This window comes from Paenibacillus sp. sptzw28, assembly GCF_019550795.1.
Classification (GTDB): Bacteria; Bacillota; Bacilli; order Paenibacillales; family Paenibacillaceae; genus Paenibacillus_Z.
In genome coordinates, this window is the sequence record NZ_CP080545.1 from 652,582 (window position 1) to 679,288 (window position 26,707).

Consider the following 26,707-nt stretch of genomic DNA (forward strand, 5'->3'; position numbering starts at 1 on the left):
CCCTGATCATGATAAGAAGGAGGGCGCAGGTGGATTATCCCGTAAATATTCTGCTTGTCGATGATCACCCGGAGAATCTCACCGCAATAGAGGCGGTGCTCGCGGGAAACCCGTACCGCTTGGTTCGCGCCTATTCCGGCAAAGAAGCGCTGAGGTGTTTGCTGGAAGAAGAATACGCCGTGATCGTCATGGATGTACAGATGACGGAAATGGATGGATTTGAAACGGCCCGCATGATAAAGACCCGTGAAAAGTCGAAGAACGTGCCGATTATTTTCTTATCCGGGGCTGACCACGATGAAGACCTTTTCAGCGGGTATTCTCTTGGAGCCGTTGACTATATGAGAAGGCCGTTTATCCCCCAAGTACTTAAAACCAAAATAGAAGGCTATGTCAGTATATATGATGCGAATAAGGCTCTTCAATTGCAGAGCGAGCTCCTGCAGGAGAAGACGAGGCAGCTTGAGAAAGCCAATCGGGAATTGACGAAGGCGAAAGAGGCCGCTGAGATCGCTTCACGTGTGAAATCGGAGTTTTTGGCGATGATGAGCCATGAGATCCGCACTCCTTTGAACGGAATTATCGGCATGTCGGATTTGCTTATGACCCTCAAGCTTCCGGAAGAGCATAGCCAAATGGTCGAGATCATCCACTCCAGCGGCAATGCGCTGCTGACAGTGATAAACCATATATTGGACTTTTCCAAGATCGAGTCGGGAAAGCAGCAATTGGAGGAGGAGCCATTCTCGCTTAAGCTGTGTCTCGATGAAACGTTTGATTTATTTATGGCAAAGTCAAGAGAAAGTAATCTCGAAATGACAGTGCATATGGACCCATCCATCCCCCCGGTCATCATCGGCGATATAACCTGTCTCCGTCAGGTGCTGAACAATTTGGTCGGCAATGCCGTGAAATTCACGCATGTAGGCGGCGTCTCCATCACAGTGAACAAGCTTGGCGCGCATGCCGATACGATGGAGATCGAATTCGTCATTAAAGATACGGGGATCGGCATTCCCCGCGATAAAATGATGCAGTTGTTTGAACCCTTCTCCCAACTGGACGCATCCACGAACCGGAATTTCGGCGGGACAGGTCTAGGACTTTCCATTTGCAAATCACTGGTTGAGCTTATGGGCGGAACCATTCGGGCACAACCGACCGAGGAGCCCGGAGCTACGTTTATTTTTACGGTTAAAGTAAAAACGTATTCCGCGAGAAGAACGATTAACGGAATGGAACGAATTATTCAAACGAAGCAGCGATCGGAACATAGTCTTCCTAATCGGGTATATGGAGAGGATATCAATGGCTAATCAGGAACTTAAACAAGAAGCGGATAATGAACAGATAGACACCGGTTTACTATTGAACGCATTAATGGCTTTGAAGAAAGGGAATTTCTCGTACCGATTGCCTTATGACTATTCGGGGAAAGCCGGCAAAGTGGTGGATACCTTTAATGAAATAATGGATATGCAGGAAAGTCTGGTCGAAGAAGTCGAGACGGTAGCCAAGGTCGTCGGCAAGGAAGGGAAGCTCTCCCGCCGGTTCGTGCATAAGAATGCGGGCGGCTCCTGGGAGACGATCGTGGACTCTCTCAATGGCCTCGTTATTGACTTGATTCAACCTACAAGTGAGATGGTGCGAGTTATTAACGCTGTCGCCCAAGGCGATCTCTCTCAGAAGGTGGAGCTGGAGTTCGAAGGCAGAGCGCTGACCGGCGAGTTTCAACGGACGGCCGCCAACATCAATATGATGGTGAATCAGCTCAGCATTTTTGCCTCGGAGGTAACTCGGGTAGCCAGAGAGGTAGGCACCGACGGCAAGCTGGGAGGGCAGGCAAATGTCCGGGATGTTTCCGGCACGTGGAAGGATTTGACCGACAGCGTTAATAACATGGCCAGCAATTTGACCGACCAGGTCCGCAATATCGCGGCCGTCACGACCGCAGTCGCCAATGGCGATCTGTCCAAGCAGATAACCGTCAACGCCAAGGGTGAAATACTTGAGCTTAAGAATACGATCAATACGATGGTCGATCAGCTTTCAACCTTCTCCTCCGAGGTTACGCGGGTTGCCCGCGAGGTCGGCACGGAAGGAAAGCTCGGGGGTCAGGCCGATGTTAAAGGCGTCTCCGGCACATGGAGGGATTTGACGGAGAGCGTTAATTATATGGCCTCGAATCTCACGAACCAGGTGCGCAACATCGCTGTGGTAACGACGGCGGTCGCCAACGGCGATCTGTCGAAGAAAATTACGGCGGACGTACAGGGCGAAATTCTCGAGCTGAAGAACACGATAAACACAATGGTTGACCAGCTCTCCACCTTTGCCTCCGAGGTTACCCGGATGGCGCGCGAGGTCGGCACGGAGGGCATACTTGGCGGCCAGGCAGAGGTTAGCGGAGTTGCGGGAACATGGCGCGATTTGACGGAAAGCGTGAACTACATGGCCAGCAACCTGACCAATCAGGTGAGGAATATTGCGGAAGTGACGACAGCGGTTGCCAAAGGGGATCTGTCGAAGACGATTACCGTCGACGCCAAGGGCGAGATTCTGGAGCTGAAGAGCACGATTAATACGATGGTTGACCAGCTGAGTAATTTCGCATCCGAGGTAACGCGCGTCGCCCGCGAGGTATCCAATGAAGGGATCTTGGGCGGCCAAGCCGATGTGAAGGATGTATCCGGTACATGGAAAGATTTGACCGACAGCGTCAACTTTATGGCGAGCACGCTGACCGATCAGGTGCGGAACATCGCGGAGGTTACGACAGCCGTCGCCAAAGGCGATCTCTCCAAGCAGATAACCGTAAACGCCAAAGGCGAAATTATGGAGCTCAAAAATACGATCAACACGATGGTGGACCAGCTGTCGACATTCTCCTCCGAGGTCACGCGGGTGGCGCGTGAGGTTGGTACACTCGGAATACTGGGCGGACAAGCCCAGGTAAGAGGCGTCGCCGGCACCTGGTATGATCTGACGGAAAGCGTTAACTATATGGCCTCCAACCTCACGAACCAGGTACGGAACATCGCGGTTGTGACGACCGCAGTCGCCAACGGCGATCTGTCGAAGAAAATCACAGCTGATGTGCAGGGCGAAATACTGGAGCTGAAGAACACGATCAACACGATGGTCGATCAGCTGTCCACCTTCGCCTCCGAGGTAACGAGGGTGGCGCGCGAGGTCGGGACGGAAGGGAAGCTCGGCGGTCAGGCGCAGGTTAAAGGCGTCGGCGGCACGTGGAAGGATTTGACCGAAGGCGTTAACAGCATGGCGCGTAATCTGACCGATCAGGTGCGCAATATTGCAGACGTCACTACAGCCGTAGCCAAAGGCGACCTGTCCAAAAAAATTACCGTGGACGTGAAGGGCGAAATTCTCGAGCTGAAGATTACGATGAATACAATGGTTGATCAGCTCAGCAATTTTGCCTCTGAGGTCACCCGCGTAGCGCGGGAGGTAGGTACGGAAGGCAAGCTCGGAGTACAAGCGGACGTGAAGGACGTTTCCGGAACGTGGAAAGACTTGACCGATACCGTAAACTATATGGCGAGCAATTTGACGATCCAGATGCGTAACATCGCGGGTGTTACGACGGCTGTAGCCAACGGCGACCTCTCCAAGAAGATTACCGTCGATGTGAAGGGCGAATTGTTCGAGCTGAAGAATACTATCAATACAATGGTGGACCAGCTCAACTCATTTGCCTCGGAGGTTACGAGGGTGGCGCGGGAGGTCGGGACCGACGGGAAGCTGGGCGGCCAGGCGCAGGTACGCGGGGTTGGCGGTATCTGGAAGGATCTGACCGATAACGTAAATATCATGGCCACCAACCTGACGGATCAGGTGCGTGGAATCGCCAAGGTCGTGACCGCCGTCGCGAACGGGAATATGAAGCAGAAGCTTACGGTCGATGCCAAAGGCGAGATCGCCGAGCTTACGGATACAATCAACAACATGATCGATACGCTGGCGACATTCGCCGATCAGGTTACAACAGTGGCGCGGGAGGTCGGCGCCGAAGGCAAGCTGGGAGGTCAGGCCAGCGTACCGGGTGCAGCCGGAACCTGGCGCGACCTCACAGACAACGTGAATTACATGGCCAGTACGCTGACTACACAGGTGCGGGCCATAACCAACGTCGCGACCGCGGTAACCAAAGGCGATTTGTCCAGATCGATCGATGTCGCCGCAGCTGGAGAAGTCGCCACGCTTAAAGACAATATCAATGAGATGATCCGCAATTTGAAGGAAACGACCCGTATCAATACGGAACAGGATTGGCTGAAGACCAATTTGGCCAAATTCTCCCGCTTGCTGCAGGGACAGAGAGACCTGAATGCAGTATGCCGCATGATTCTCTCCGAATTGGCGCCGCTTGTATCGATGCAGCACGGAGTATTCTATATTAATGAGCCTGTCAACGGAGAGCAGACGCTCGCGCTCTTTGCAAGCTACGCCTACCAGCATCGCAGGAATCTGTCCAATCAGTTCCGCGCCGGAGAGGGACTTGTCGGACAATGCCTGATCGAGAAGCAGCGTATTCTGCTGACGAATGTCCCTGATGATTATGTCCTGATTTCATCCGGTCTCGGAGAGGCGGCGCCGCTTAATATCGTTCTTATGCCGATTATTTTCGAAGATCAGGTGCTGGCAGTTCTTGAATTAGCTTCCTTCCGCATGTTCAGCGGGATTGATATCGCATTCCTGGATCAGCTGACCGAATCAATTGGTATCGTCATCAATACGATGCAGGCCAACCAGCGGACAGAGCAGCTTCTGATGCAGTCCCAGTCGCTTACCGAAGAGCTGCAGAAGCAGCAGAACGAACTGCAGAAGACAAATGAAGAGCTTGAGGACAAAGCGAAGCTGCTCGTCATCCAGAAAGCCGAGGTCGAGAGCAAGAACAACGAGGTCGAGCTAGCTAAGCGTTTCCTTGAGGAGAAAGCCGAACAGCTCGCGCTAACATCCAGATATAAATCGGAGTTTCTGGCCAACATGTCCCATGAACTGCGGACCCCGCTCAATTCCTTGCTGCTGCTCGCGGAACAGCTTGCCGAGAATGCGGACCGGAATTTATCCGGCCAGCAGGTCAAGTTCGCCCAAACGATTCAGGAGTCGGGCGAGGATCTGCTTAATTTGATCAACGATATACTCGATCTTTCGAAAATCGAATCAGGTACGGTTACCCCGGATTTCAGCGAAGTTTCCATCGACGATTTGACCGGGGGGCTCGACCGAACATTCCGTCATATTGTGAAGAGCAAATCTCTCGAATTCCGGATTATGACGGAATCGAACGTGCCGGATACGATTGTGACGGACTCCAAGCGGCTTCAGCAAATATTGAAAAATCTGCTTTCCAATGCTTTCAAATTTACGGAGAAGGGACAGGTTATGCTTGTCATCCGCAAAGCGAATGAAGGCTGGAAGGACGATAATGAAACGTTAAACCGCGCAAAGTCGGTGCTTTGCTTCTCCGTTAGTGACACAGGGATCGGTATCCCGGAGGAGAAGCAGCAAATTATATTCGAAGCGTTCCAGCAGGCGGACGGCAGCACGAACCGGGAGTACGGCGGAACGGGTCTGGGTCTTGCGATTTCACGCGAGATTGCCTCTATGCTGGGGGGAGAACTGACACTGTACAGCGTTGTAGGTATTGGAAGTACCTTTAACTTGTATCTTCCGCTGACTTCAGAGCCGCGGGAGCCGGAACCGAAGGCCAAGTTCGTGCCGGAAGTCATTGATGTGGCGCCGCCCAAACGTACGCGCAGCTATGCCCCGGATGAAGAGCTTGAAATATTCGACGACCGGTATTCTATCGAGCCGGGGGACCGCGTGTTCCTCATTGTTGAAGACGATATGAAGTTCAATGAAATTCTGCTTGATTCGCTGCGGAAGCGGGGAATTAAAGCTGTCATTACGACGAAAGGCTCAAACGCGCTGGAGCTTGCGCTCAAATATCAGCCTTCGGCGATTACTCTGGATCTGCACCTCGCCGACATGGATGGCTGGATTGTCATCGAGCATTTGAAGAATAATATGGAGGTCCGCCATATTCCGGTTTGCGTTATTACAATTGAAGAAGATGAAATTCAATTGAGGCGCAAAGGCGTCTTCGATTACATCGGCAAGCCTGTGACGAAAGAAAAGCTGGAAGGCGCGCTTGACTCATTGGAGCAATTTGCCGCCAAGAACGTTCATCGCCTGCTGATTGCGGTCAATGATCAGGAGCTGCAGGAGGAATGGGTGCAAACGCTGGGAGGCAAGGATGTCCTCATCACCACTGTTGATACGGGCAGGAAAGCCGTTAACCAGCTCAAGAGCAATTCGTTTGACTGCGTGCTCGTGGGCAACGATTTGCCTGATATGAACCCGGGCAGATTTATCCGCGAAATTCAGAAAGCCGTGAGTAATAAATATATTCCGGTCGTAATGAACCAGAGCAGGAAGCCGGTGCCCGAGGAAGCAAGCGAGCTTCACGAGGTGATGAAAGCAGTCGTTCTGAAAGAAGCGGGCACACCTGTTCAAATACTTGACGAAACAGCCCTCTTCCTGCACCGTAAAACCGGGAATCTGTCAGAGGAAGCAAGAGAGAAGCTCATTAAGCTCCATCAATCGGACGAGATGATCCAGTACAGGAAGGTGCTTGTCGTCGATGACGATATTCGCAATATCTTCGCATTAACGACCATACTGGAACGTCACAAGATGAAGGTTATTCCCGCCGAGGACGGCCGGGACGCCATCGCCCAGCTTGAACGGATTCCGGACATCGATATAGTCCTGATGGATATTATGATGCCTGTGATGGACGGCTATGAAACGACGCGGGCGATTCGCCGGAAGGATAAATTCAAAGACCTGCCGATCATCGCCCTGACCGCCAAAGCGATGAAGGGAGACCGTGAATTATGTCTCGAGGCTGGGGCGTCCGACTATATTACGAAGCCTGTCAACAGCGCGCATCTGCTTTCAAAGATTCGTGTATGGCTGGACCGTCATATCGTCGTATGAGAGAAACCGTGATCTGCATAGGGGCATAAGCAAGGATAGATTACAATGAAAAAGGGCTGAATTGGGTTGCTATACCCGGTTCAGCCTCTTTTCTCTGCTGATAGTCAGACCGCGTTATAAGCCTATCTCCCCAACCATCTAAGTTCCGAATAATATGTAATTATATGGTAACAATACATTACAATTGTTCAGAGTCCAGCATGGAAGAGGTATATTGGATATGCACGTTGCGTTGGCGATTATTTCACTCCTCGCAGCCTGGAAATGGGGCGATTGGAGAAACTGGAAGCGATACCATCCCGCGATGATGTATTTTGCAATGGGAAACCTTATGTACCATTTTCTTTGCGCGAATCATTATTTGTGGAGGTTCAAGCCGGATGTCCTCTCAGGCCACACCATCACCGAAATAATTTATACGTTCGTCACGTTCCCGGCGGTAGCGTTGATATTTCTCTCAAGGTATCCGAGAGCTTTCAAAAAGCAGCTATTTCATATTCTGCAATGGATCGTATTGTTTGCGGCAGCCGAGTGGCTGCTTTATATATCCGACCGGATCAATTATGACAATGGGTGGATGTTTTTGTGGTCGCTATTGTTCGATATTACGATGTTTCCCATGCTGAGGCTGTTTTATCAAAAAGAGCTTGTCGCTTACAGCATCTCCATCGGACTCGCCATTATGTGGATTTGGCTGTTTAACGTTCCGGTTCATGTTCCGATCGAGCTTCGAAAGTAGTCGATACAGCTGCATTAAAAGGATCCTGCCGGCGGTTGCAAAATCCTCTCAAAGCCCTTACCCTGTGAGTATAAGCCTATCACACAGGGAGGGTGAATGATGTGATTGCGGTGGGACTGTGCGGTTGGGGTGACCATCCGCGAATATATAAGGAGGCTGCAGCGAAAAACAAGCTCTCCGCTTACGCCGAGTGGTTCAGTGTTGTGGAGGTCGACAGCTCCTTCTATGCGGTGCAGGCACCCGCGCTTATGCAGAAGTGGGCGGACGACACACCGGCCGAATTCCGGTTTGTCGTCAAAGCGTATCAAGGAATGACCGGGCATTCACGGGGCGGCGGTTATAAGCCGTTTCCGGATGAGGCGGCAATGGTTCAGGCTTTTCTGGAATCAATCGCTCCTCTTCGTGCCGCCGGCAAGCTGCTCGCGGTGTTGTTTCAATACCCTCCCTGGTTTAACTGCACACGCCCGAACGTGGAACTGCTGCAAGCTGCCAAGGCCGCTATGGGCGAAGTGCCCTGCGCGCTCGAGTTTCGCCATCAGAGCTGGTTTGTCCCGGGTATGCGGGAGAAGACGCTGGACTTTATCAGGCGAGAGGGCTGGATTCATACCGTCTGCGACGAACCGCAGGCCGGAGAAGGCTCCGTCCCGATTGTCGAGGCGGCTTGTGATGAACGGGTAACACTGGTGCGTCTGCATGGCCGCAATACGGACGGCTGGAGATCTGCCGGCCAGCCGAACTGGCGCGATGTGCGCTATCTGTACCGCTACAACGAGCTTGAGCTTAAGGACTGGGCGGACCGGCTGCGCAGGCTCGAGCGGCTTTCCGAAACGGTCTGCACTCTGTTCAACAACAACTCCGGCGGCGACGCAGCGGATAATGCGCTGCACCTGATGGCCATGCTCGGACAGACGCCGCCGCGCGGCTCGTTCGGGAGCAAGTCCGGAAGCGAAGAGCCGGCGCAGCAGCTGGATTTGTTTGACTTGCCGGATACGTGGTAATGTACATAAGAGGAGGCCGGGCACAAAGCGATGCGTCAATGCTTGAACCGGCTTCACTGCTCCAAGTGAATAACGAACTCCGATTTTCCGCAAAATAGGACCGGTGCCACTGTTGACAACCAGAACTGTAACTGTTATGATTACAGTACAAAGCGGGGTGGCCGTTACGCATGAACAGTGAATTTACGATTGCCGTTCACAGTCTGGTGTACTTGGCATACAAGCCGGAACGAATGGCTTCGAGCGAAGCGATCGCTGACAATGTCGCGACTAATCCGGCAAGGATACGCAAGGTGATGAGCTGCTTGCGGCGCGGCGGCTATGTCGATACCCGGGAAGGTGCAGGCGGCGGATACCGGCTGACGCTGGACCCGGCGGTTGTCACTTTGGCCGATGTATACAGGCTCATGGCGCAGGGATCCGTTATCCCCGGCTGGTGCTCAGGCAACCCGGAGATGGATTGCGTGGTCGGGTCCAATATGCGGGAAGTCATGGACGGCATCTTCTGTAAAGCCGAGAAACAGCTTGAGCAGTATTTCGGCGGCATCACCATATCCGACGTGCTCGGGCAAATACACGAGTGCGAGGACTGTTGAACGCATGCGGCGCAAGGTCAAGGTGTGACGGGATTTCCCTTCTCATACAATGAGAACTTATTTTTAGAGAGGATGATCAAGTATGGCAGTAGCATTGACGAAAGACAACTTTACCCAAAGCATTGAAAGCGGCGTATCCCTTGTAGACTTCTGGGCGCCTTGGTGCGGACCTTGCAAAATGCAGCTTCCGATCGTAGAGGAGCTTTCCACCGAGCTGGAGGGCCAAGCGGTAATCGGCAAAATCAATGTTGACGAGGAGCCGGAGCTGGCTTCCAAATTCGGCGTCATGAGCATCCCGACGCTCATCCTGTTCAAAGACGGTCAACCGGTCGACAAAATGGTCGGTCTGCAGTCCAAAGATGCGCTCAAAACGAAAATTCAAGGACAGATTTAAGCTTCCAAGCGTGCTTAAGCGAGCCCTCGCACCAATCCGGTGCGGGGGTTCTTCTCGTTATGAGCGGGTTTATACTTTTGTAATACATTCGTTACATTTACATAATAAATTCGTTCTTGTTCAGTTAGCGTTATCAAGTATGCTGGTAGAAACGCAAATGATTTCCGCCCACGGACCAAGCGGAGTATAATACAGATAACAGGAAACAGCGGATTGGGGGAATCACCGTGGCCGGCACGATTGTTATCGCTGATGACGAAAGCAACATTACGGATGTCTGCCGCCGTTATTTGGAGCGGGAAGGCTATGTCGTGCGCATTGCGCACGATGGAGCTGAAGCGCTGCGCTTATGGGAGGAGTGCGGGGCGGATTTGCTCGTGCTCGATTTGATGATGCCGCGCTTGGACGGCTGGCAGGTATGCGAGACGGTGCGGCAGACGAGCGACGTGCCCGTGATCATGCTTACGGCACGCGGCGAGGAACCGGACCGGCTGCTCGGGCTTACGATGGGCGCAGACGACTATATGACGAAGCCCTTCAGCCCGCGCGAGCTCGTGCTGCGGGTGAAGAATATATTAAGGCGGGCCGGGGTCGCGGCGCCTGCCGTACACGCGGCGGGCGCATCGTCGTCCGGCGCAGGTAAGAACGGAAACGGCGCTCCGGTTCCGCCGGCAGCTGCGGCTATTCATTATGACGGGTTGGCAATCTATCCCGACGAGAGGCGCGTTGTTGCAGGCGGTGCTGAAACGGAGCTGACGGTGAAGGAATTCGATCTTCTGCTGACGCTGGCAGAATACCCGGGCCGTGTATTCTCGAGAAGCCAGCTTCTGAGCAGAATATGGGATACGGAGTTTGACGGCGACACAACAACGGTCACTGTTCATATCCGCAGGCTCCGGGAGAAGATGGAGCAGACCCCGTCGGAGCCGCGCTGGATCAAAACGGTGTGGGGCATCGGCTATAAATTCGATGCGAAGGGGCAGCCATGAAGCTGCGCCTCTATTTGCTTCTCGCCAACGCAGCGAGCATTCTCGTTATTGTCGCGCTGCTCGTTCTGTTCTATAGGTACATGCTGCTCACCGAGCAGCAGTTCATTTGGCTTACCATCGCCTCGCTTGCTGCCGGTCTCGTGTCGGGCGCCCTCCATTTTATTCTAGTGAGGCCCGTGGAAGCGGCGGTGAAGCGTATAGGGGAAGGCTCCGCCCGTATCGCGGACGGGGATTTCCACGCGCGAGTTCCGCTTGTCGGGCCTTCGGAACTGAGGACACTGGCCGCCCAGTTTAACGACATGGGCGGCAAGCTTGAAGCGAGCTTCCGGCAGCTGCAGGCCGCCGAAACCGCCCGCCGGGAGCTCGTCGCCAACATGGCGCATGATCTGCGGACACCGCTTGCTTCGCTGCAGGCTTACGCCGAAGCGCTCGAAGACGGAGTCGTTCAGGATGACTTGACCGTCCGTCGTTATATGGGCACGATCCGAACGGAAACGATCAGGCTCGGCAGACTGATGCAGCAGCTCTTCGAGCTTTCGACGCTCGATGCGCCCCAAGCTTCCGGCATGGAGCCGCGCAATGGGCCGGAGGTGTGCTTGCTGGAGGATTCCCTGCTTGAGCTTGTCCCCCGCTTCGGCCCTTCGATGGAAGCGGCTTCGATCGCCCTGGATGTGAAGCTTCCGGAACGGCCTCTTCTCTGCAGGGTCGCGTCGCAGTCACTCCAGCGCATCCTGCAAAACCTGCTGGAGAATGCGGTTCGTTACTCTCCGCAGGGCGGTATCATCAGGGTGGAAGGTCATGCTCAGCCGGAAGGCGTTATACGCATTTCAATCACGGATGAGGGCGAAGGCGTTCCCTTGAAGGAGCGGGAGCGAATTTTCGAGAGGTTTTACCGGGTGGACCGATCACGTGGGCGCGGCAGCGGGGGAGCGGGACTCGGACTCTCCATCGCCAAGTCGCTGGTCGAGCAGGCCGGCGGCACAATTGGCGTTACCTGCGGGAATGAGAAGGGCAGCTCGTTCTGGTTCACGCTTCCTGCTGCTGAGACGGACCGGCACCAGGAGCGGCGAATCCATTAAGGATTTGAAATATGGGACTTCGAGTCTATCCATCAGGTCATTCAGTGATAATCAGGGAGGCGAACGCACATGCAGAATTGGCTCTCGTACTTGCGTAAAGGCCATGGTAAAAAACTTGCTTCGCTCCATGCATGGAACGGCTGGATTGTCGTCATTCTGACGCTTACCGGGCTGCTGTTGTTCGGCGGATATTGGCGGGGGGTGCTTGGCGAAGGCCGCGTGTGGATCCGATGGATTCATATCGTGGTCGGCATCGCGTCACTGCTGCCGGTCGTCTATTATTTACTGCTGGCAGGGAAGCACTGGAAGCAGCTGAAGGGCAAGACGATGCAGCGCGCGAACGTTCTGATCGTGCTGGGGCTGCTTGCCGGTTGGCTTCTGTCGGGGCTGCTGCTGTGGCAGTTTAGAGCAGTAGGGCCCGCATGGTCGAACGCTTCGCTGCTTGTCCACGATCTGCTCACATGGATCGGACTGCCTTATATCATTTACCATTCCATTACACGGACCAAATGGCTGAAGGAACCGCACCGGCGCACCGTCAAAACGGGTGAACCGGGTGAAGGCGTCCATCCGGCTGCCAAGCCCCAAGCGGTCTATACCCGGCGCGCTTTTATCCGCACGGCGGTGGGGGCCGGGCTTCTCATTACGCTCGGCCCCTCGTTTCTGCGTTTCCTCGGCAATACGCTGAGCACCGGCGCCAGCGAAGAAGAACTGGTCAGCGCGGACGCGAACAGGCTCACTCCCGCGCCTAAGCCGCTTCCGGCATCATTGCCCCCGGAGGGTGGAGGCAGCCGCGGGACGTTCCGTGTCTATACCGTCACGCCTATCCCGTCGTTCAACAACAGCAACTGGTCGTTTACCGTCGATGGTCTGGTTGACCGCAAGCTGTACTGGAACTGGGAGCAGTTCGTTCAGCTGGGGCGCAAGGTGCAGGTGAGCGATTTTCACTGTGTGACGGGCTGGTCGGTCTACAGTAACACCTGGGAGGGTATACCGCTTAAGGAGCTGCTGAAGCAAGCCGGCGTCAAATCGCAGGCCAAGACCGTCAAGCTGTATTCGGGCGACGGTGTCTATACCGATTCGCTGACGCTTGCGCAGGCCGATATGGACGACGTGATGGTCGCCGTACTTCATGACGGGAAGCCGATTCCCAACGAGCTCGGAGGGCCGGTCCGTCTTGTCGTGCCGAAGATGTACGCGTACAAATCGGTAAAATGGCTTAACCGCATTGAGCTCATTGCCGGCGATTATACCGGCTACTGGGAAGAGCGGGGCTATTCGAAGGATGCATGGCTGACATAGCTACTCAAAAAACTCCCGTCTTGCTTCGCCGATGCGGTCGGCCGTGAAACAAGAACGGGAGTTTTTGCGCTTCACGTTATTTCTTGTCCGGATTTTTCTTTGTGTCATCCGAATAGTTGGTAACCGACTTCGCATCCTCGACCGTATCGTTGACGAACTCCATGTCCTGATTTTCCGCCTTCATATGAGTCGTTCCTTTGTAGTTTCCTGCGTGGGTTTTATTTTCCATTTACGCCGCCTCCTAACTTATATTGCTGTGATAGTATGTGCCGATTGCAAAATGTCATGCAACACCTAATAAGGCCAGCGAAACCTGCCGTAAGCTTGCAAATAATATGCCGGACCCCTGAAAGACGCCCGATCTTGCGCTTTTTTATTTGGGCCGCATCGGGTATAATGTGCTGAGATTGTTTATTCCGGAACAGGGGTGTCTTGAAATGGCTTTGAAAGCAGGTATCGTCGGACTGCCGAACGTCGGCAAATCGACTTTGTTTAATGCGATTACACAAGCGGGCGCAGAGTCCGCGAACTATCCGTTCTGTACCATTGATCCGAATGTCGGTGTGGTGGAGGTGCCGGACGAGCGGCTTGATAAACTGACCGAGCTGGTGGTTCCGCACAAGACCGTGCCTACCGCGTTCGAATTTATCGATATCGCCGGGATTGTCAAGGGCGCAAGCAAGGGTGAGGGACTCGGCAATAAATTCCTGGCCCACATCCGCGAAGTTGACGCGATCGTTCATGTCGTACGCTGCTTCCAGGATGAGAATATTACGCACGTCTCGGGCAAAGTGGATCCGATCGGTGATATTCAGACGATCAATCTGGAGCTCATCCTCGCCGACATCGATTCGGTGGACCGCCGGATCGACCGCAGCCGCAAGAACATGAAGGGCGGCGACAAGAAATATACGCAGGAGGTCGAGACGCTTGAGCGCATCAAGGAAGCGCTCTACGCAGACCAGCCGGCGCGCAGCGTCGAACTTAGCGAGGATGATAAGCAGCTCATCCGCGATCTGCATTTGCTCACCATGAAGCCGGTCCTGTATGCGGCCAATGTAAGCGAGGGAGAGGCGGCCAATGCCGACGGCAACCCTTATGTCAAATTGGTCCGCGAATTTGCTGCTGCCGAGGGTGCCGAAGTCGTTCCGATCAGTGCGAAGGTGGAAGCGGAAATCGCCGAGCTCGAGGGCGAGGACAAGGAGATGTTCCTGGAGGAGCTCGGGCTGCAGGAGTCTGGTCTTAACCGCTTGATCCGCGCGGCTTACAAGCTGCTTGGGTTATATACCTACTTTACTGCGGGCGTGCAGGAAGTACGCGCCTGGACAATCCGCAGAGGCATGAAAGCGCCGCAGGCGGCAGGCGTTATCCACACCGATTTCGAACGCGGCTTTATCCGCGCCGAGGTCGTATCCTACGACGATCTGGTCGCGGCAGGATCGATGAATGCCGCCAAGGAGAAAGGCCAGCTTCGCCTTGAAGGCAAGGAGTATATCGTGCAGGACGGCGACGTGATGCATTTCCGGTTCAATGTATAGTATAGCTTGACGGTGTAATGCGCTTGGTGAAGGACCCGGATTGACGGGTCCTTTTTATATCCTGGCTATAAGGAGGCGCTTTCTGTGAACAATCGTCTGCCCGTTCTGGCAAGTATTGTCATGGGTATGCTGGTATCGTCCATGGATACCACGATAACCAACACGACGATGCCGGTCATAGCGAAGGAGCTCGGCAATTTTGAGCTGTATGCGTGGGTTTTTGCCGGATATATGATCTTCTCTACGGTTGTATCCCCGATCGCCGGCCGGATTTCCGACCTGTTCGGACGCAAAAGAGTGTTTGCCGCCGGTCTTGTTCTCTTTCTGCTGGGATCCATATTGTGCGGGAGCGCGCAGACGATGGTGCAGCTCGTTATTTTCCGGGCCGTCCAAGGGATCGGGGCAGGCGTTATGAATCCGTTTCCCGCGATTATCGCCGGGGATCTGTTCTCGGTCGAGAAGCGGGGCCGGATCCAGGCGCTGTTCACCGCGATGTGGGGCTTATCGGCAATACTTGCTCCTATGCTCGGTTCCTTGTTTGTCACCTATACGACCTGGAGGTGGGTATTTTACGTCAACATCCCGATCTGCCTGCTCTCGCTTCTGCTGCTGGTCCCTTACCGGGAGGTTTATCAACCCAAACGTTCGAAGGTTGATTATCTGGGAGGTGTGATTTTTTCGAGCGGCATCAGTCTGATTCTGCTCATGACCGTCGTGGGCGCCCCTTATCTGGCCTTGCTATCGGGCGGGACCGGGCTGGCTCTGATTGTTTTGTTCTATCTTTATGAGAAAAGGCAGTCGGCTCCCCTTGTACCGCTGGAACTGCTTCGTAACAAGCCGGTTACATGGATGAACGTCAATGCCTTTTTTGCCATGGCATCGCTGTTCGGTGCCGCCAGCTATCTGCCGATGTTTCTGCAGGAGCAGGGTTACTCGATCTTTATGAGCGGGGTGGCCATGCTTGGCATGTCATTCGGCTGGATGGCGGTCGCTGTTCCGTCCGGCAAATGGATTCTTCGCTACGGATATCGGCGTCTGATGATTTCCGCCAACGTCATTCTGGTAGGCACGGGCGGCTGGTTCCTGTTTTTGTCCCCTGCTTCGGGCTTCTGGTTCGTTTTTGCCGGTGCTGTAATGCTCGGTTTGGCGTATGGACTGCTCTCAAGCGTCTCGACCATCGGCTCGCAGCAGCTGGTAGATGCGCATCAAAAGGGGATTTCCACCTCGCTGCAAATGTTCTCGCGGAATATCGGTACAGCGGTTGGCGTGACAATCATGGGAGCTTTTCTGGCGCATACGACCAATCTTATGGCTGGGTACTCCCACATTTTCGTTTACGGGTTTGCCGTCAGCGCGGTATCGCTGGCCTGCTCCTTCATGATTCAAGAGAAGAAGCGGGGTGAGCTGGTGCCGGCATCGGCCCGTTAGTCGAGGTTTTTCTAAATTAAGTCTAATCAAAAATAATCCGATAATACTATAGTTTCCATCAGTTAGTATGAAGTGCGTAACTCATATGATTAGATTTTGTTAAAAACCCCCCTTATAGGTGCCCTTCCTTAGTTGATGGTATTCTCGCCAAACATCATTCTACCAAGGATAAGGGCGCCTTTTCATTTATTTGAGAACTTACTTTAGAAATTCAGGATAACCCTGTTCTGCCAAGCGACCATGACGCGGTAAAGCGGGTTGCAAACAGGGGATAACTCTCTCAGGGGATATTCCCTGTTTGCTATTTTTCATGAACTAACATAGATCTTGGAGGCGGCTTCTTATGAAACGTATTCTATATTTACTTTTACTTGCTATGCTGGTTGCGACAGGCTGCACGACGACTAATGATACCCTTGGAAAGGGTGCCGTTACGGACGAAAATGTTAGTCGGGACGCGCTGGCGGAGAAGGACCGAATCATAATAAAACTTGAAAAAGAATTAAACGCAATAAAAGAACGAACTGCAAAGGCGGAACAACCGGCCGAAGAAGCGGTTCCAAAATGTCCTGAGGTACCGGTTACTCAGGATCCGGTACTCGTTACCGATTACTCCGATTATCAAAAAATTGATAGACCGTGTTATTCGGTTTATATTCCGAAAGCATGGAACTATCGGATCATCGCCGGAGAGTTGGAGTTTGTACAGGACCGGTTAATCGTCGGAAACACCGAGGTCCTCCAATATCTCAACCGTGAAGCGATGGAACACTATATCGGCAATCATGTTGAACAGACCGGATTTAAAGAACTTGAAAAAGTCATTCCGATAAAAGGCACCGATATTCAAGTATATCAAATCAGACTTCTATGGACGAAGCCGGCTGCCGATATGGAACCGAATTGGAAATATGACGAGACCAAGGTTTTCATCGCTATTAAAGACCTTGAACGATCATTCGGATTTTACTTCAGCACGGTAGACGTACCTGAGGCTACAATCGATAAAATTATTCGCTCTTTTAGACTTAACTGATGTAAGCATCAATAGACCCGTTCCCCACAGAACCGGGACATGCGTATCCAACACCATTTGTCGGCTGAGATATTAGCTCAAGCAGAAGGGAATATTTTTATCGCAAAAACACGAACATGTGTGCTATTATGAAACTATTACCAAGTTGGATTAATAAATGAAGCATTCTTCACGAGAGGGGGTCCATTGGCGGAATAATCAACCCGGTCCGTCTGTTTAAAACAGGTGCAAGAAACCGTCTCATCATTGACTGTAAACGTTTTCTTTGATACATTTTGAATGACTGGTAATCGCTGGGTTTCGTGAGTTGGCACGAATACAAAGGAGGATTATTTTGGGGAAACGAGTGAATGTTCTTGTCGGTACGGATAAAGGAGTCTTCGTCTTCGCATCGAATGAGGAGAGAAAGCAATGGTCGCTTAGAGGTCCTTTCCTGCACGGCTGGGAAGCGTACAGCGTCTATGGAGACCGAGGGGGCGTGCGCATGTTCGCAGGCACCTCTCACGCCGCCTATGGCGCTACGATCCGCTATAGCGACGATAACGGGGAAACCTGGACTCAGATTGAAGAAGGACCGGGCTATTCGCAGGAAAGCGGCTTCAGCTTGAACCGGATTTGGCAAATCGCTCCGGGCGCTCCGTCCGAGCCTGATACATTGTATGCGGGGGTGGAGGAAGCCGGGCTGTTTGTCAGCCGTGACAGGGGACTCACCTGGAAAGAATTGGACGGACTGACGAAGCATCCGTCAAGACCGGGCTGGTTTCCAGGCGCAGGCGGCATGTGCCTTCACACGGTTCTCGTAGACCCGAATAATCCGCAGCGCATTTGGGTCGCAATGTCGGCAGTCGGCGTCTTCCGGTCCGATGACGGCGGAGAAACATGGAAGACGCGCAACGAAGGACTTGCACGCGTGCCTACCGGTCAACCGTATCCGGAAGTCGGCTACTGCATTCATAAAATGGCGTTCGACCCCGCCAATGCGGATATCCTGTATATGCAGGAGCATTGCGGCGTGTTTAAATCCGAGAACGGCGGAGACTCCTGGTACCCGATCGAAGAAGGACTGACCATGAAGGAAGGGGACAGCCCCTTCGGCTTTCCGATCTGCGTGTCGAAGAACGGAGACTTGTTCTTGATTCCGCTTGAAAGCTCCGAGCAGCGGACGATGAAGGACGGCAAAATGCTTGTATACCGGCGGCATCGGGACGAATCCGAATGGCGGCCGGTCGGCGATGTCGTACCGGAGGAGCAGCGGCATGTCAACGTGCTGCGGGATGCGATGGACGCCGACAAGCTGGAGCCGTATGGCTTATACTTCGGCACCACGTCCGGCGAGGTGTTCTGTTCGCTGGACCGGGGCGTGAACTGGCAGCGGCTTCCGGGCCAGCTTTCCCGGATCTTGTCGGTCAAGGCATGGGTGGTGGAAGGCGAAGATGCAAATTGAGGTGAGCGTTCCCTCGCTGCTCACGGATTGCACTGGCGGGAGAAATTATTTCATGCTGGAAGCCGGGACGCTGGAGGAAGCGATGAAGCGGCTGTTCGAGGCTTACCCGCTTCTGAGGAAGCATCTCTACACGGAGGCAGGGAAGCTCCGGCAGCATGTTCTTATTTATTACAACGACAGCAATATCGAATGGCTGGAGCATTATCGGATACCGGTGCAGACAGGAGATAAGCTGATGGTACTGCAGGCGGTGTCCGGCGGTTGAGGGGCACCCATTCGTCACGGGGACGGGAAGGTTGCATAGCTTCACACCGAACAGCGCCTTGACAGCGGTATAATGATAAGGGTCAACCGGGAGGTGCTGCCGGTTGGCTCTTTTTGTTAAAATGAACGGCATCATGGCAAAAGAGACACAGGAGGAGCGATAGTGAACAAGCTTGCTGCAATATTGCTGGCTGTAATATTAATAACGGCTTTGTTGTCAGGATGCAATGAAGATAATGAGCTTTCTCTGTCAGCGGGACATGACCATATACAATTCGTTTCGCTAACCAAGAAAGATGGGTATAGCAAGGCTTTTGAACAACCGGATCAAATATCCGTATTCATAAACGCGATAGAAAAAGCGGACAGGCTTACTGAAGTCCTGTACCCGATTACACCGAACCGGACTCCGGATGAGGACTATTTTCTCCAGGTGCACTATGACCCGGCAGTGGAACATGAAGCAATAGAATCGTATTTCGTCTGGGTTGATGATGAGAATCGGGAAATGAAGATTGCGCCGATCCAGGAGGGTAAAACCTATCTTTACAAGTTGAACTCAGAGACGGCTCAAGAGGTTGGAAAGCTATTGAATCTCTCATGGCCAAACTCATGAGATTCATGAGGTGAGCGCTCTGTGAGCCAAGATAAACAGACGTTCACAGCCGTTTCCTTCGCTGCCTTGCCAGCGCGCCGGTTCACCCAATGGTTAATGTTAACCATCCAAAAAAGTCACGTTTATGGAATGCTTCGCGTTATGTTATAATAGTAAGACGACATTTTTGGCGAGATCATATATTAACTATAGGGGTGAATGGCAGTGTTGGACCGTTTACAGGCGCTTGCTGATCGGTATGATAAATTAAGCGAGCTGTTATGCGATCCGGATGTGGCAAGCGATCCGAAGCGGCTGCGCGACTTATCGAAAGAACAGTCTGATTTGCAGGAAGCTTACGCAGCATATACGGAATACAAGGAAGTTTCGGGCCAGTTCGAAGATGCGAAGGCGATGCAGGCCGAGAAGCTGGACGATGAGATGCGCGAAATGGTCAAGATGGAGCTCGAAGAGCTGACCGCACGCAAGACCGAGCTGGAGGAGCGTATTCATCTGCTTCTGCTGCCGAAGGATCCCAACGACGACAAGAACGTCATCGTGGAAATCCGCGGCGCGGCCGGAGGCGATGAAGCGGCACTGTTCGCATCAGACCTGTATAGGATGTACATGAAGTATGCAGACTCCCAAGGCTGGCGGGTAGAGCTGATGGAAGCCAGTGAAAGCGACCTCGGCGGCTTCAAAGAGGTCATCTTTATGATCAACGGCAAGGGCGCTTACAGCAAAATGAAATACGAGAGCGGCGCTCACCGCGTTCAGCGTATTCCGGTTACTGAATCGGGCGGGCGGATTCATACCTCCACGTCGACGGTGGCGGTTATGCCGGAGGTTGAAGAGGTCGAGGTCGAGATTCTCGATAAGGATATACGTGTCGATACCTTCTGTTCAAGCGGCGCAGGCGGACAATCCGTCAACACCACCAAATCGGCCGTGCGCGTGCTGCACGTTCCGACCGGCATTATGGCGCAATGTCAGGACGGCAAGTCGCAAAACGAGAACAAGGCGAAGGCGCTCCAGGTGCTGCGCGCGCGTATTTCCGATATGCGCCGGCAGGAGGAAGAAGCAAAATACGCCGGCGAGCGTAAAAGCAAGGTCGGTACGGGCGACCGCAGCGAGCGGATTCGGACGTACAATTTCCCGCAAAGCCGGGTTACGGACCACCGTATCGGCCTGACGCTGCATAAGCTGGATTCCGTTATGAACGGAGACATGGAAGAAATCATCAATGCTTTAACGCTGACCGCGCAGGCAGAGTTGATGGAGCGGGATAATCAGCAGTAATCGCTGATGGCTAGTGCGGGCTTCAAAGAGGTTCGTTTGAAACAGAGAGAGGGGCGCTGATAATGGAGCGCAGCAAGGAAGGCTCCGGTTCCTTCAGCATTCGTGCCGGATTAACCGGACAGCAATTGACGATTGGGGAAGCCTGCGTGCAGGCTTCTTTATTTTTGGAGCAGCGAGGCGTCGGCGAGCCGAGAGCCAATGCCGAGCGGCTGCTCATGCATCTGCTCGGGCTGGAGCGGGCTGCACTGCTGCGCGATTGGCGTGACCCGTTTCCGCCGGACCGGACGGAGGAATGGGAGCGGCTCGTGTCGCGCAAGGCCGCCGGTGAGCCTGTGCAGTATTTGACCGGTGAGCAGTGGTTCTGCGGCTTGCCGTTTGCGGTGACGCCTGCCGTCCTTATCCCGCGGCCGGAGACCGAGCTGCTCGTCGAGGCCGTACTGGCCGCCGCCGACAAGCTGTGGCCGAAGGCCGCCGCGGGTGCCGCCGCTGGCGGGCCCGAAAGCGGACCGGGCGGATCGGCGCGAATCGCCGCAGGTAAAAGCGGCGCGGCTGGAAGCGGGCCGAGCGGGGCGGCGCGCGAGGGTCCGGATGAATGCGGAGCCGCAGGAAGCGGGCCGAGCGGAGCGGTCCATATGGGCCCAAGCGGAAGCGGGCTGGCGCGAATCGGCGTGAGTGAAAGCGATGGGCCGGTGTGGGCTGCCGGCGATGGCATCACCGGAAGCGGAGCGCGTGATTGCGAAGTGCCGACAGTGCTTGACGTCGGCACCGGCAGCGGCGCCATCGGCGTGACGCTTGCGGCGCAGCGTCCGCTATGGCGCGTATGCGCGTCCGATCTGTCGCCGGACGCGCTGGCTGTCGCCCGCGCGAACGCGGAACGCCATGGCGCGGCAGCGCGCATGGCGTTCGTGCAGGGCGACCTGCTCGCGCCGTTCCAGCTGTGGCGCGAGGCTGACCCGGGCGCTCCCGGCGGCGGCGGCCCGGCCGGGCTGCGGATCGATGTGCTCGTCTCGAACCCGCCGTATATCCCGGCGGGAGACATTGCAGGGCTGCAGCCCGAGGTTCGCGACCATGAGCCCCGGCTTGCTCTGGACGGCGGCGAGGATGGGCTCGATCCGTACCGCCGTATACTTGGGCAGCTCCCGCTCCTCGCGGTCATGCCTCGGATAGTCGCTTTTGAGCTGGGGATGGGCCAGGCCCGCGATGTGGCGGGCATGCTCGAGGCGCTCGGAGCGTGGGACGAGATTATGATCATCAACGATTACGCCGGAATCGAGCGGCATGTTATAGCAGTAAATAATCGAATATAGGCAAGGCAAGGCACTGCATTAACGGATTCGACCATTCGTTTATGCAGTGCCTTTTTTTTGGTTGCTTTTCGTTATGGCTGTCGTATATTGTTGTCACACTATTCGCATATAGTTGCGCATCCCGTCTCTTTACTGCACATATCGCGCGACCAACGATTGATAGACGTTTAACGGCCTGAGTCCGACTATCTTTTCAACAGGCACTCCATTGTGAAAGAGGATTATTGTCGGCAGGGACATGACGCCATATTTACCGGCGAGCGCCGGCGATTCGTCGCAGTTCACTTCCAGAATGGAAATCCGTTCCCCGTTGTCGCGGTCTAATTGATCCAGGATCGGGACAAGTGCTTTACACGGAGGACACCAGGGCGCTCCGAAGTCAACGAGGGTTACTCCTTCCTCCCGTATGCTCCCATCAAAAGTCTTATCGCTAATGTGGTTCATGCCCATTGTTATTTCTCCTTTTCGCCGATTGGTTGTTCCTCCAGGATCGATTGGATGCGGTCCTCCAGGTTGGACTTTATATTGTTCAGCAATTTGATCTGGCTGTCGATCTCCTCCAGCTTCTGCCGGTAAATCGGAAGCACTTCTTTGCAGAACGCTTCTTTGTTCATCAAGACGCAATTGAGAAAGCCGGCAATCTGCTCCGTGGAGAGCCCGAGGCCCAGGTACAGCTGAATCGTGCGCACTTGCTCTTCCGCGAGGGGCGAATAGTCGCGGTAGCCGTTCTCATGACGGACCGGCGAAAGCAATCCTTGCTGCTCATAATAACGCAGCGAGCGGATGCTGATTCCGGTGCGTGAAGCAAGTTCTCCGATTTTCAAGCATTCACTTCCTCCTTTCGGTGATATTCCAATTATAAACCCTGACATTAATGTTAGAGTCAAGTGACAAACGCGAATTTCAGCTTCATGCAACTCCCACCGGAAATCGGGTGCGCAAGCCCAAAATCCCAGTGTCTTCGTGCAAATTCTTCTCCGGCTTGCTAACCTGATGCTCCTGCCCGGCTCTCTTAAATTTACATAGAATAAGAGGTTTAAAGATTCATAGTGCGGACATACTTGGAATATGATCGTTCCGGAACGCAAGCCGAGCGCACCGACGGGTGCCGAAAAGGAGCTTGTCGTTATGATTCGCACTTATTCCCGTTTTCCTTACCGCAAGTCGTACGGTTATCTCGTTCTTGCCATTGCCATTCTGCTTATGAGCTGGGAAAGCCAGCGGGTTGACGCTGCAGTCGCAGGCAGCAGCATTCCAAGGGAATCAATTCGTCTGCGTATCCTGGCCAATTCAGACAGTGCAGCCGACCAAGCGCTAAAACGTCATGTCCGGGATGCGGTAGTATCCGAAATCGACAGTTGGGTCGCCGGACCCCAAACGATCGTGGAAGCGAGAGCGACAATTCGCGCACATATGGCCGATATCGAGCGTGTTATCGGGGATGAGCTTCGTAAGCGCGGCTTCACATACAGCTTCAAAGCGGAGCTCGGCACTGTACCGTTCCCGACCAAAATATACGGCAGCGAGGTATATCCCGCCGGAAATTATGAAGCGCTCCGAATTTCGCTGGGAAGCGCGCAGGGGCAAAACTGGTGGTGCGTGCTGTTCCCGCCGCTCTGCTTCGTGGATGCGGTTAGCGGGGAAGCATCGGCGCAGGCAACGACAGCCGTTACGGCAAGCGCCGACGCAAAGCTGTCCAAGGACGATAAGGCACAGCAGTCAGTCACAGACAAATCGGCTGAGCAGCAAAAGGCAGCGAATGGCTCAGCGCAAGAGGGGCAAGCGCCGGAAGTGAAATTTTTCTTATGGGAGATCATCCAGTCCGTCGTTCATTTCTTCAAGAATTTGTTCAGTTGATGAGGGCAATGCACATAGGGAACTGCACGTACTGCGAAGAGATAGCTCTTATATTCATCAGCCGAGCGGGCACAGCAAACCTGTTTCGGCTACTTTTGAGACATAAAGGCGGATTGGTCACAGAATATGGGCGTCCTTGGTAGACTTATCTACTTTCGGGCGCCCCTTTAACTTTTAAGCCTGGCGGCAGCGATTCGCACCGTTCTTTAACGAAATCCGAATAGTATTGTCCCGGACTGAAGCAGATAACCGAGGTAAGGGTATGTTATAATAAACGAAGATGTTACCATTACTTGACGTTAAGGTTGGATTTCCACATGATAAGCAAAACAATAACGCTGCGCATAGACCCCGCAAATCCGGATAGTGAATCTGTCGCTCAAGCGGGGCGGCTGCTGCGTGAAGGCGGCACTGTCGCGTTTCCGACGGAAACCGTCTACGGGTTAGGTGCCAACGCCTGCGACCATGCTGCGGTTCAGCGGATCTTCGAAGCGAAAGGGCGTCCCACGGACAATCCGCTTATAGTTCATATCGCGGACAGAGCGCAGCTTGACCCGCTAGTTCTACCGTACAGCGGGATAGCGAGGCGGCTTATGGACCGGTTCTGGCCGGGGCCGCTGACGCTTGTTCTTCCGGTCCGGCCCGGTGTAGTGTCACCGCATGTTACAGCGGGACTCGATACTGTGGCCGTGCGGCTGCCTGCGCATCCAGTGGCGCTTGCTGTAATTGCGGCTGCCGGCTGTCCGGTTGCTGCTCCGAGTGCCAATAGCTCCGGTCGGCCCAGTCCGACAGAGGTGTCCCATGTGCTGGATGACCTAGATGGACGAATCGATGCAGTAATAGATGGAGGCGCAGCGGGTGTCGGGTTGGAGTCAACCGTCGTCGAGATTATCGATGGCGGGAGTGCTCTCCGTATTTTGCGGCCGGGAGGCGTTACGGCGGAAGATCTGCGGGAGGTGGTGCCGCGGATCGAATACGACGAGGTCGCGGCCCCCGGTCAAAGCGCAAGCACGGCGCGTGAAGCCGCTCCGGCTGCGGCTGCTGCACCTGACGCAGGAAGGATCGCCGATATTGGGCCGGCCATTTTGCTTCCGGGCGGCAGGCTTGCGCATTCGGCGCCCCGCTCGCCAGGCATGAAGTATGCCCATTACGCCCCAAGGGGGATCATGGAGCTTGTGCAGGGTGAGCCTGCAGCCGCCTCCGCATATATTCAAGGGGAAGTCCGAACCGCTCGTGCTCGCGGTGAGCGCACAGGCGTACTCGTGTTCACGGAGCATGCTCACCTATATGACGCCGACCATATTGCGGTAGTCGGCAGTCTCGCACATCTGGAAACGGCTGCGCAGGGCTTATACGCCGCGCTGCGGTCCTTTGACGACAACGGCGTGCAGCGTATTTGGGCGGAGTCCTGTCCGGAGCAGGGCATCGGGCACGCTTTTATGAACCGGGTCGCCAAAGCCGCTGCTCACCTTATCGTTCGCGTTTAACGAGAGCGTTCCGGATTACCTCCTCTGTGACCAGGGGTCATGTTTGCCTTCTTGTCCGCATATGCTTGGAGAAGAATGCGGACAGGGGGGGACACGGATGATTGATGCGGGCATGCAGACGGGCCAGCTGCTAACGCTTCTCATCATCGCGCTGGCGCTCGGGATGGACGCTTTTTCACTCGGCATCGGCATTGGATTGAGGGGAATCCGGCTTCGCGACGTCTTAAAACTGAGCACTTTAATCGCACTTTTTCATATATTCATGCCCTTGATGGGCATGGTTACGGGCAAATACGTCAGCACCTTGCTCGGTGGCTTGGCGACCAATGCCGCAGGCGGGCTGCTGCTTCTACTTGGTGCGCATATGATTTACAGTTCATTTCGGGGCGGCGGAGCCGCCAGTCCAATCGACCACAGAACTTCATGGGGCATGCTGTTGTTCGCGCTTAGCGTAAGCATCGATTCGTTCTCCGTCGGCATTTCCCTCGGAATGTTCGCGGCCGATGTGCTATTAACGGTGCTGCTGTTCGGCTTCACAGGCGGGCTTCTATCCATTCTCGGCTTGCTGATCGGAAGACGGGTCAACAGAAGTCTCGGAGAGTTCGGGGAGGCTTGCGGCGGTGTTATTTTGCTAACTTTTGGATTGTTATTCCTGTTCTGATCTGATTACAATAAGAAGGAGTGCGAGCGTTTTGAAACGGATTTTATTCGTCTGCACCGGCAATACGTGCCGTTCGCCAATGGCTGAAGCGATGCTGCGGAAGCTGGCCAGAGAACGGGGCCGGGAGATTGAGGTGCGTTCGGCCGGTGTTTCGACCGTCGACGGACTGCCTGTTTCCTTGCACGCGGTGAGGGTGCTGAAGCACCGGAACGTTCCTGTCTCAGGCTATTCGACTGCGCTCGATGGCGGCTCAGTGATCTGGGCTGACTTGATCTTGACCATGACGACCACTCATAAAAGGGACCTGCTCCAGCGTTTCCCCCAGGCTGTGGATAAAACCTACACACTTAAGGAATTCGTAGGCAGCGACAAAACCGTTATTGACGATATTTCCGAACTGGAGGCACTCTACAGCGAGTGGCAGATGAAGCAGGCGCTCGGACAGCAGCTTTCAAGCGAAGAGCGGAGCCGTCTGATTGAACTCGAGCAGCGTATTCCCAGCTTTGACATCGCCGATCCGTTCGGCGGTTCAATCGACATGTACGAGCACAGTGCCGCTGAAATCGAGGATGCACTGCTGAAGCTGCTGGACAAGCTGGAACGGTCATAAATTTTCTCCTCTTCCGGTCATCGAACCGATTGATTTCCAGACGCCAATCCGGTATGAT

24 protein-coding genes are annotated in these 26,707 nt (G+C 54.2%); 21 read left to right on the top strand and 3 right to left on the bottom strand.

Translation table 11 applies throughout. From position 1 onward, the window contains the following. The first annotated feature begins 29 nt into the window (after window positions 1-29). The 9 genes from KZ483_RS03055 (at window position 30) to KZ483_RS03095 (ending at window position 13,123) form a co-directional block, all read left to right on the top strand. The gene (locus KZ483_RS03055; RefSeq protein WP_220351308.1) at window positions 30-1,316 is read left to right on the top strand and encodes an ATP-binding protein; all 1,287 of its coding nucleotides are present in this window, start codon (window positions 30-32) and stop codon (window positions 1,314-1,316) included. After that, on the top strand, window positions 1,309-7,026 hold the full coding sequence (locus tag KZ483_RS03060; protein ID WP_220351309.1) for a HAMP domain-containing protein: 5,718 nt from the start codon (window positions 1,309-1,311) through the stop codon (window positions 7,024-7,026). Before KZ483_RS03055 ends, KZ483_RS03060 begins: the two co-directional genes overlap by 8 nt. Before the next feature lie 220 nt (window positions 7,027-7,246). After that, window positions 7,247-7,765 carry a CBO0543 family protein gene (locus tag KZ483_RS03065; RefSeq protein ID WP_220351310.1) on the top strand — a complete coding sequence of 173 codons (519 nt, stop codon included), beginning with the start codon at window positions 7,247-7,249 and terminating at the stop codon, window positions 7,763-7,765. Window positions 7,766-7,866: 101 nt separating this feature from the next. After that, window positions 7,867-8,763: a DUF72 domain-containing protein gene (locus KZ483_RS03070; protein ID WP_220351311.1), complete on the top strand. Its 897-nt coding sequence runs from the start codon at window positions 7,867-7,869 to the stop codon at window positions 8,761-8,763. Between the two features lie 170 nt (window positions 8,764-8,933). Continuing rightward, on the top strand, window positions 8,934-9,359 hold the full coding sequence (locus tag KZ483_RS03075; RefSeq protein WP_220351312.1) for an RrF2 family transcriptional regulator: 426 nt from the start codon (window positions 8,934-8,936) through the stop codon (window positions 9,357-9,359). Window positions 9,360-9,441: 82 nt separating this feature from the next. Then, window positions 9,442-9,753: a thioredoxin gene (trxA, locus tag KZ483_RS03080; protein WP_220351313.1), complete on the top strand. Its 312-nt coding sequence runs from the start codon at window positions 9,442-9,444 to the stop codon at window positions 9,751-9,753. A 227-nt stretch (window positions 9,754-9,980) separates the two neighbouring features. Beyond that, window positions 9,981-10,742 (top strand): response regulator transcription factor, encoded by a 762-nt coding sequence (locus tag KZ483_RS03085; RefSeq protein ID WP_220351314.1) that lies wholly within the window; start codon window positions 9,981-9,983, stop codon window positions 10,740-10,742. After that, on the top strand, window positions 10,739-11,821 hold the full coding sequence (locus KZ483_RS03090) for a sensor histidine kinase (RefSeq protein ID WP_220351315.1): 1,083 nt from the start codon (window positions 10,739-10,741) through the stop codon (window positions 11,819-11,821). The genes KZ483_RS03085 and KZ483_RS03090 overlap by 4 nt, the downstream gene beginning before the upstream one ends. Before the next feature lie 69 nt (window positions 11,822-11,890). After that, the gene (locus KZ483_RS03095) at window positions 11,891-13,123 is read left to right on the top strand and encodes a molybdopterin-dependent oxidoreductase (protein ID WP_220351316.1); all 1,233 of its coding nucleotides are present in this window, start codon (window positions 11,891-11,893) and stop codon (window positions 13,121-13,123) included. A gap of 76 nt (window positions 13,124-13,199) precedes the next feature. Here the strand turns inward: KZ483_RS03095 and KZ483_RS03100 are convergent, their stop codons facing one another. Continuing rightward, the gene (locus KZ483_RS03100) at window positions 13,200-13,352 is read right to left on the bottom strand and encodes a hypothetical protein (protein WP_220351317.1); all 153 of its coding nucleotides are present in this window, start codon (window positions 13,350-13,352) and stop codon (window positions 13,200-13,202) included. 208 nt (window positions 13,353-13,560) lie between these two features. Here KZ483_RS03100 and ychF point away from each other — a divergent pair, with 208 nt between their 5' ends. The 8 genes from ychF to KZ483_RS03140 all read left to right on the top strand — a co-directional run bounded on the left by ychF (window position 13,561) and on the right by KZ483_RS03140 (window position 22,034). Beyond that, a complete protein-coding gene (gene ychF, locus KZ483_RS03105) occupies window positions 13,561-14,661 on the top strand; it encodes a redox-regulated ATPase YchF (RefSeq protein WP_220351318.1) in 1,101 nt (366 codons plus the stop codon). 84 nt (window positions 14,662-14,745) lie between these two features. Beyond that, window positions 14,746-16,089 (top strand): MFS transporter, encoded by a 1,344-nt coding sequence (locus KZ483_RS03110; RefSeq protein WP_220351319.1) that lies wholly within the window; start codon window positions 14,746-14,748, stop codon window positions 16,087-16,089. Between the two features lie 343 nt (window positions 16,090-16,432). Then, entirely contained in the window at window positions 16,433-17,125 is a 693-nt protein-coding gene (locus tag KZ483_RS03115) for a hypothetical protein (protein WP_220351320.1), read from the top strand. A 334-nt stretch (window positions 17,126-17,459) separates the two neighbouring features. Then, window positions 17,460-18,569, top strand: coding sequence for a WD40/YVTN/BNR-like repeat-containing protein (locus KZ483_RS03120; protein ID WP_220351321.1), 1,110 nt, complete (start codon window positions 17,460-17,462; stop codon window positions 18,567-18,569). After that, complete coding sequence (locus KZ483_RS03125; RefSeq protein ID WP_220351322.1) at window positions 18,559-18,834, top strand: MoaD/ThiS family protein; 276 nt, start codon at window positions 18,559-18,561, stop codon at window positions 18,832-18,834. The genes KZ483_RS03120 and KZ483_RS03125 overlap by 11 nt, the downstream gene beginning before the upstream one ends. A gap of 162 nt (window positions 18,835-18,996) precedes the next feature. Next, window positions 18,997-19,449: a hypothetical protein gene (locus tag KZ483_RS03130; protein ID WP_220351323.1), complete on the top strand. Its 453-nt coding sequence runs from the start codon at window positions 18,997-18,999 to the stop codon at window positions 19,447-19,449. A gap of 204 nt (window positions 19,450-19,653) precedes the next feature. Beyond that, a complete protein-coding gene (gene prfA, locus KZ483_RS03135) occupies window positions 19,654-20,727 on the top strand; it encodes a peptide chain release factor 1 (protein ID WP_220351324.1) in 1,074 nt (357 codons plus the stop codon). Between the two features lie 62 nt (window positions 20,728-20,789). Then, on the top strand, window positions 20,790-22,034 hold the full coding sequence (locus KZ483_RS03140) for a N5-glutamine methyltransferase family protein (RefSeq protein WP_220351325.1): 1,245 nt from the start codon (window positions 20,790-20,792) through the stop codon (window positions 22,032-22,034). A 129-nt stretch (window positions 22,035-22,163) separates the two neighbouring features. Here the strand turns inward: KZ483_RS03140 and KZ483_RS03145 are convergent, their stop codons facing one another. Both KZ483_RS03145 and KZ483_RS03150 read right to left on the bottom strand, forming a co-directional pair. Then, window positions 22,164-22,484: a thioredoxin family protein gene (locus KZ483_RS03145; RefSeq protein WP_220351326.1), complete on the bottom strand. Its 321-nt coding sequence runs from the start codon at window positions 22,482-22,484 to the stop codon at window positions 22,164-22,166. A 2-nt stretch (window positions 22,485-22,486) separates the two neighbouring features. Beyond that, a complete protein-coding gene (locus tag KZ483_RS03150; RefSeq protein ID WP_220351327.1) occupies window positions 22,487-22,858 on the bottom strand; it encodes a MerR family transcriptional regulator in 372 nt (123 codons plus the stop codon). Window positions 22,859-23,102: 244 nt separating this feature from the next. Here KZ483_RS03150 and spoIIR point away from each other — a divergent pair, with 244 nt between their 5' ends. The 4 genes from spoIIR to KZ483_RS03170 all read left to right on the top strand — a co-directional run bounded on the left by spoIIR (window position 23,103) and on the right by KZ483_RS03170 (window position 26,649). Then, a complete protein-coding gene (spoIIR, locus tag KZ483_RS03155) occupies window positions 23,103-23,891 on the top strand; it encodes a stage II sporulation protein R (protein WP_309568635.1) in 789 nt (262 codons plus the stop codon). Between the two features lie 317 nt (window positions 23,892-24,208). Continuing rightward, on the top strand, window positions 24,209-25,378 hold the full coding sequence (locus KZ483_RS03160; RefSeq protein ID WP_220351328.1) for an L-threonylcarbamoyladenylate synthase: 1,170 nt from the start codon (window positions 24,209-24,211) through the stop codon (window positions 25,376-25,378). A gap of 97 nt (window positions 25,379-25,475) precedes the next feature. Further along, the gene (locus KZ483_RS03165) at window positions 25,476-26,039 is read left to right on the top strand and encodes a manganese efflux pump MntP (protein ID WP_220351329.1); all 564 of its coding nucleotides are present in this window, start codon (window positions 25,476-25,478) and stop codon (window positions 26,037-26,039) included. 31 nt (window positions 26,040-26,070) lie between these two features. Further along, window positions 26,071-26,649, top strand: coding sequence for a low molecular weight protein arginine phosphatase (locus KZ483_RS03170; protein ID WP_220351330.1), 579 nt, complete (start codon window positions 26,071-26,073; stop codon window positions 26,647-26,649). The last annotated feature ends 58 nt before the right edge of the window (window positions 26,650-26,707 follow it).

Coding starts and splice junctions, on each gene's coding strand:
- KZ483_RS03060 (WP_220351309.1), top strand. CDS start 1,309: ATGGCTAATCAGGAACTTAAACAAGAAGCGGATAATGAACAGATAGAC.
- KZ483_RS03065 (WP_220351310.1), top strand. CDS start 7,247: ATGCACGTTGCGTTGGCGATTATTTCACTCCTCGCAGCCTGGAAATGG.
- KZ483_RS03075 (WP_220351312.1), top strand. CDS start 8,934: ATGAACAGTGAATTTACGATTGCCGTTCACAGTCTGGTGTACTTGGCA.
- trxA (WP_220351313.1), top strand. CDS start 9,442: ATGGCAGTAGCATTGACGAAAGACAACTTTACCCAAAGCATTGAAAGC.
- KZ483_RS03090 (WP_220351315.1), top strand. CDS start 10,739: ATGAAGCTGCGCCTCTATTTGCTTCTCGCCAACGCAGCGAGCATTCTC.
- KZ483_RS03095 (WP_220351316.1), top strand. CDS start 11,891: ATGCAGAATTGGCTCTCGTACTTGCGTAAAGGCCATGGTAAAAAACTT.
- KZ483_RS03100 (WP_220351317.1), bottom strand. CDS start 13,352: ATGGAAAATAAAACCCACGCAGGAAACTACAAAGGAACGACTCATATG.
- ychF (WP_220351318.1), top strand. CDS start 13,561: ATGGCTTTGAAAGCAGGTATCGTCGGACTGCCGAACGTCGGCAAATCG.
- KZ483_RS03115 (WP_220351320.1), top strand. CDS start 16,433: ATGAAACGTATTCTATATTTACTTTTACTTGCTATGCTGGTTGCGACA.
- KZ483_RS03125 (WP_220351322.1), top strand. CDS start 18,559: ATGCAAATTGAGGTGAGCGTTCCCTCGCTGCTCACGGATTGCACTGGC.
- KZ483_RS03140 (WP_220351325.1), top strand. CDS start 20,790: ATGGAGCGCAGCAAGGAAGGCTCCGGTTCCTTCAGCATTCGTGCCGGA.
- KZ483_RS03145 (WP_220351326.1), bottom strand. CDS start 22,484: ATGGGCATGAACCACATTAGCGATAAGACTTTTGATGGGAGCATACGG.
- spoIIR (WP_309568635.1), top strand. CDS start 23,103: ATGATCGTTCCGGAACGCAAGCCGAGCGCACCGACGGGTGCCGAAAAG.
- KZ483_RS03160 (WP_220351328.1), top strand. CDS start 24,209: ATGATAAGCAAAACAATAACGCTGCGCATAGACCCCGCAAATCCGGAT.
- KZ483_RS03165 (WP_220351329.1), top strand. CDS start 25,476: ATGATTGATGCGGGCATGCAGACGGGCCAGCTGCTAACGCTTCTCATC.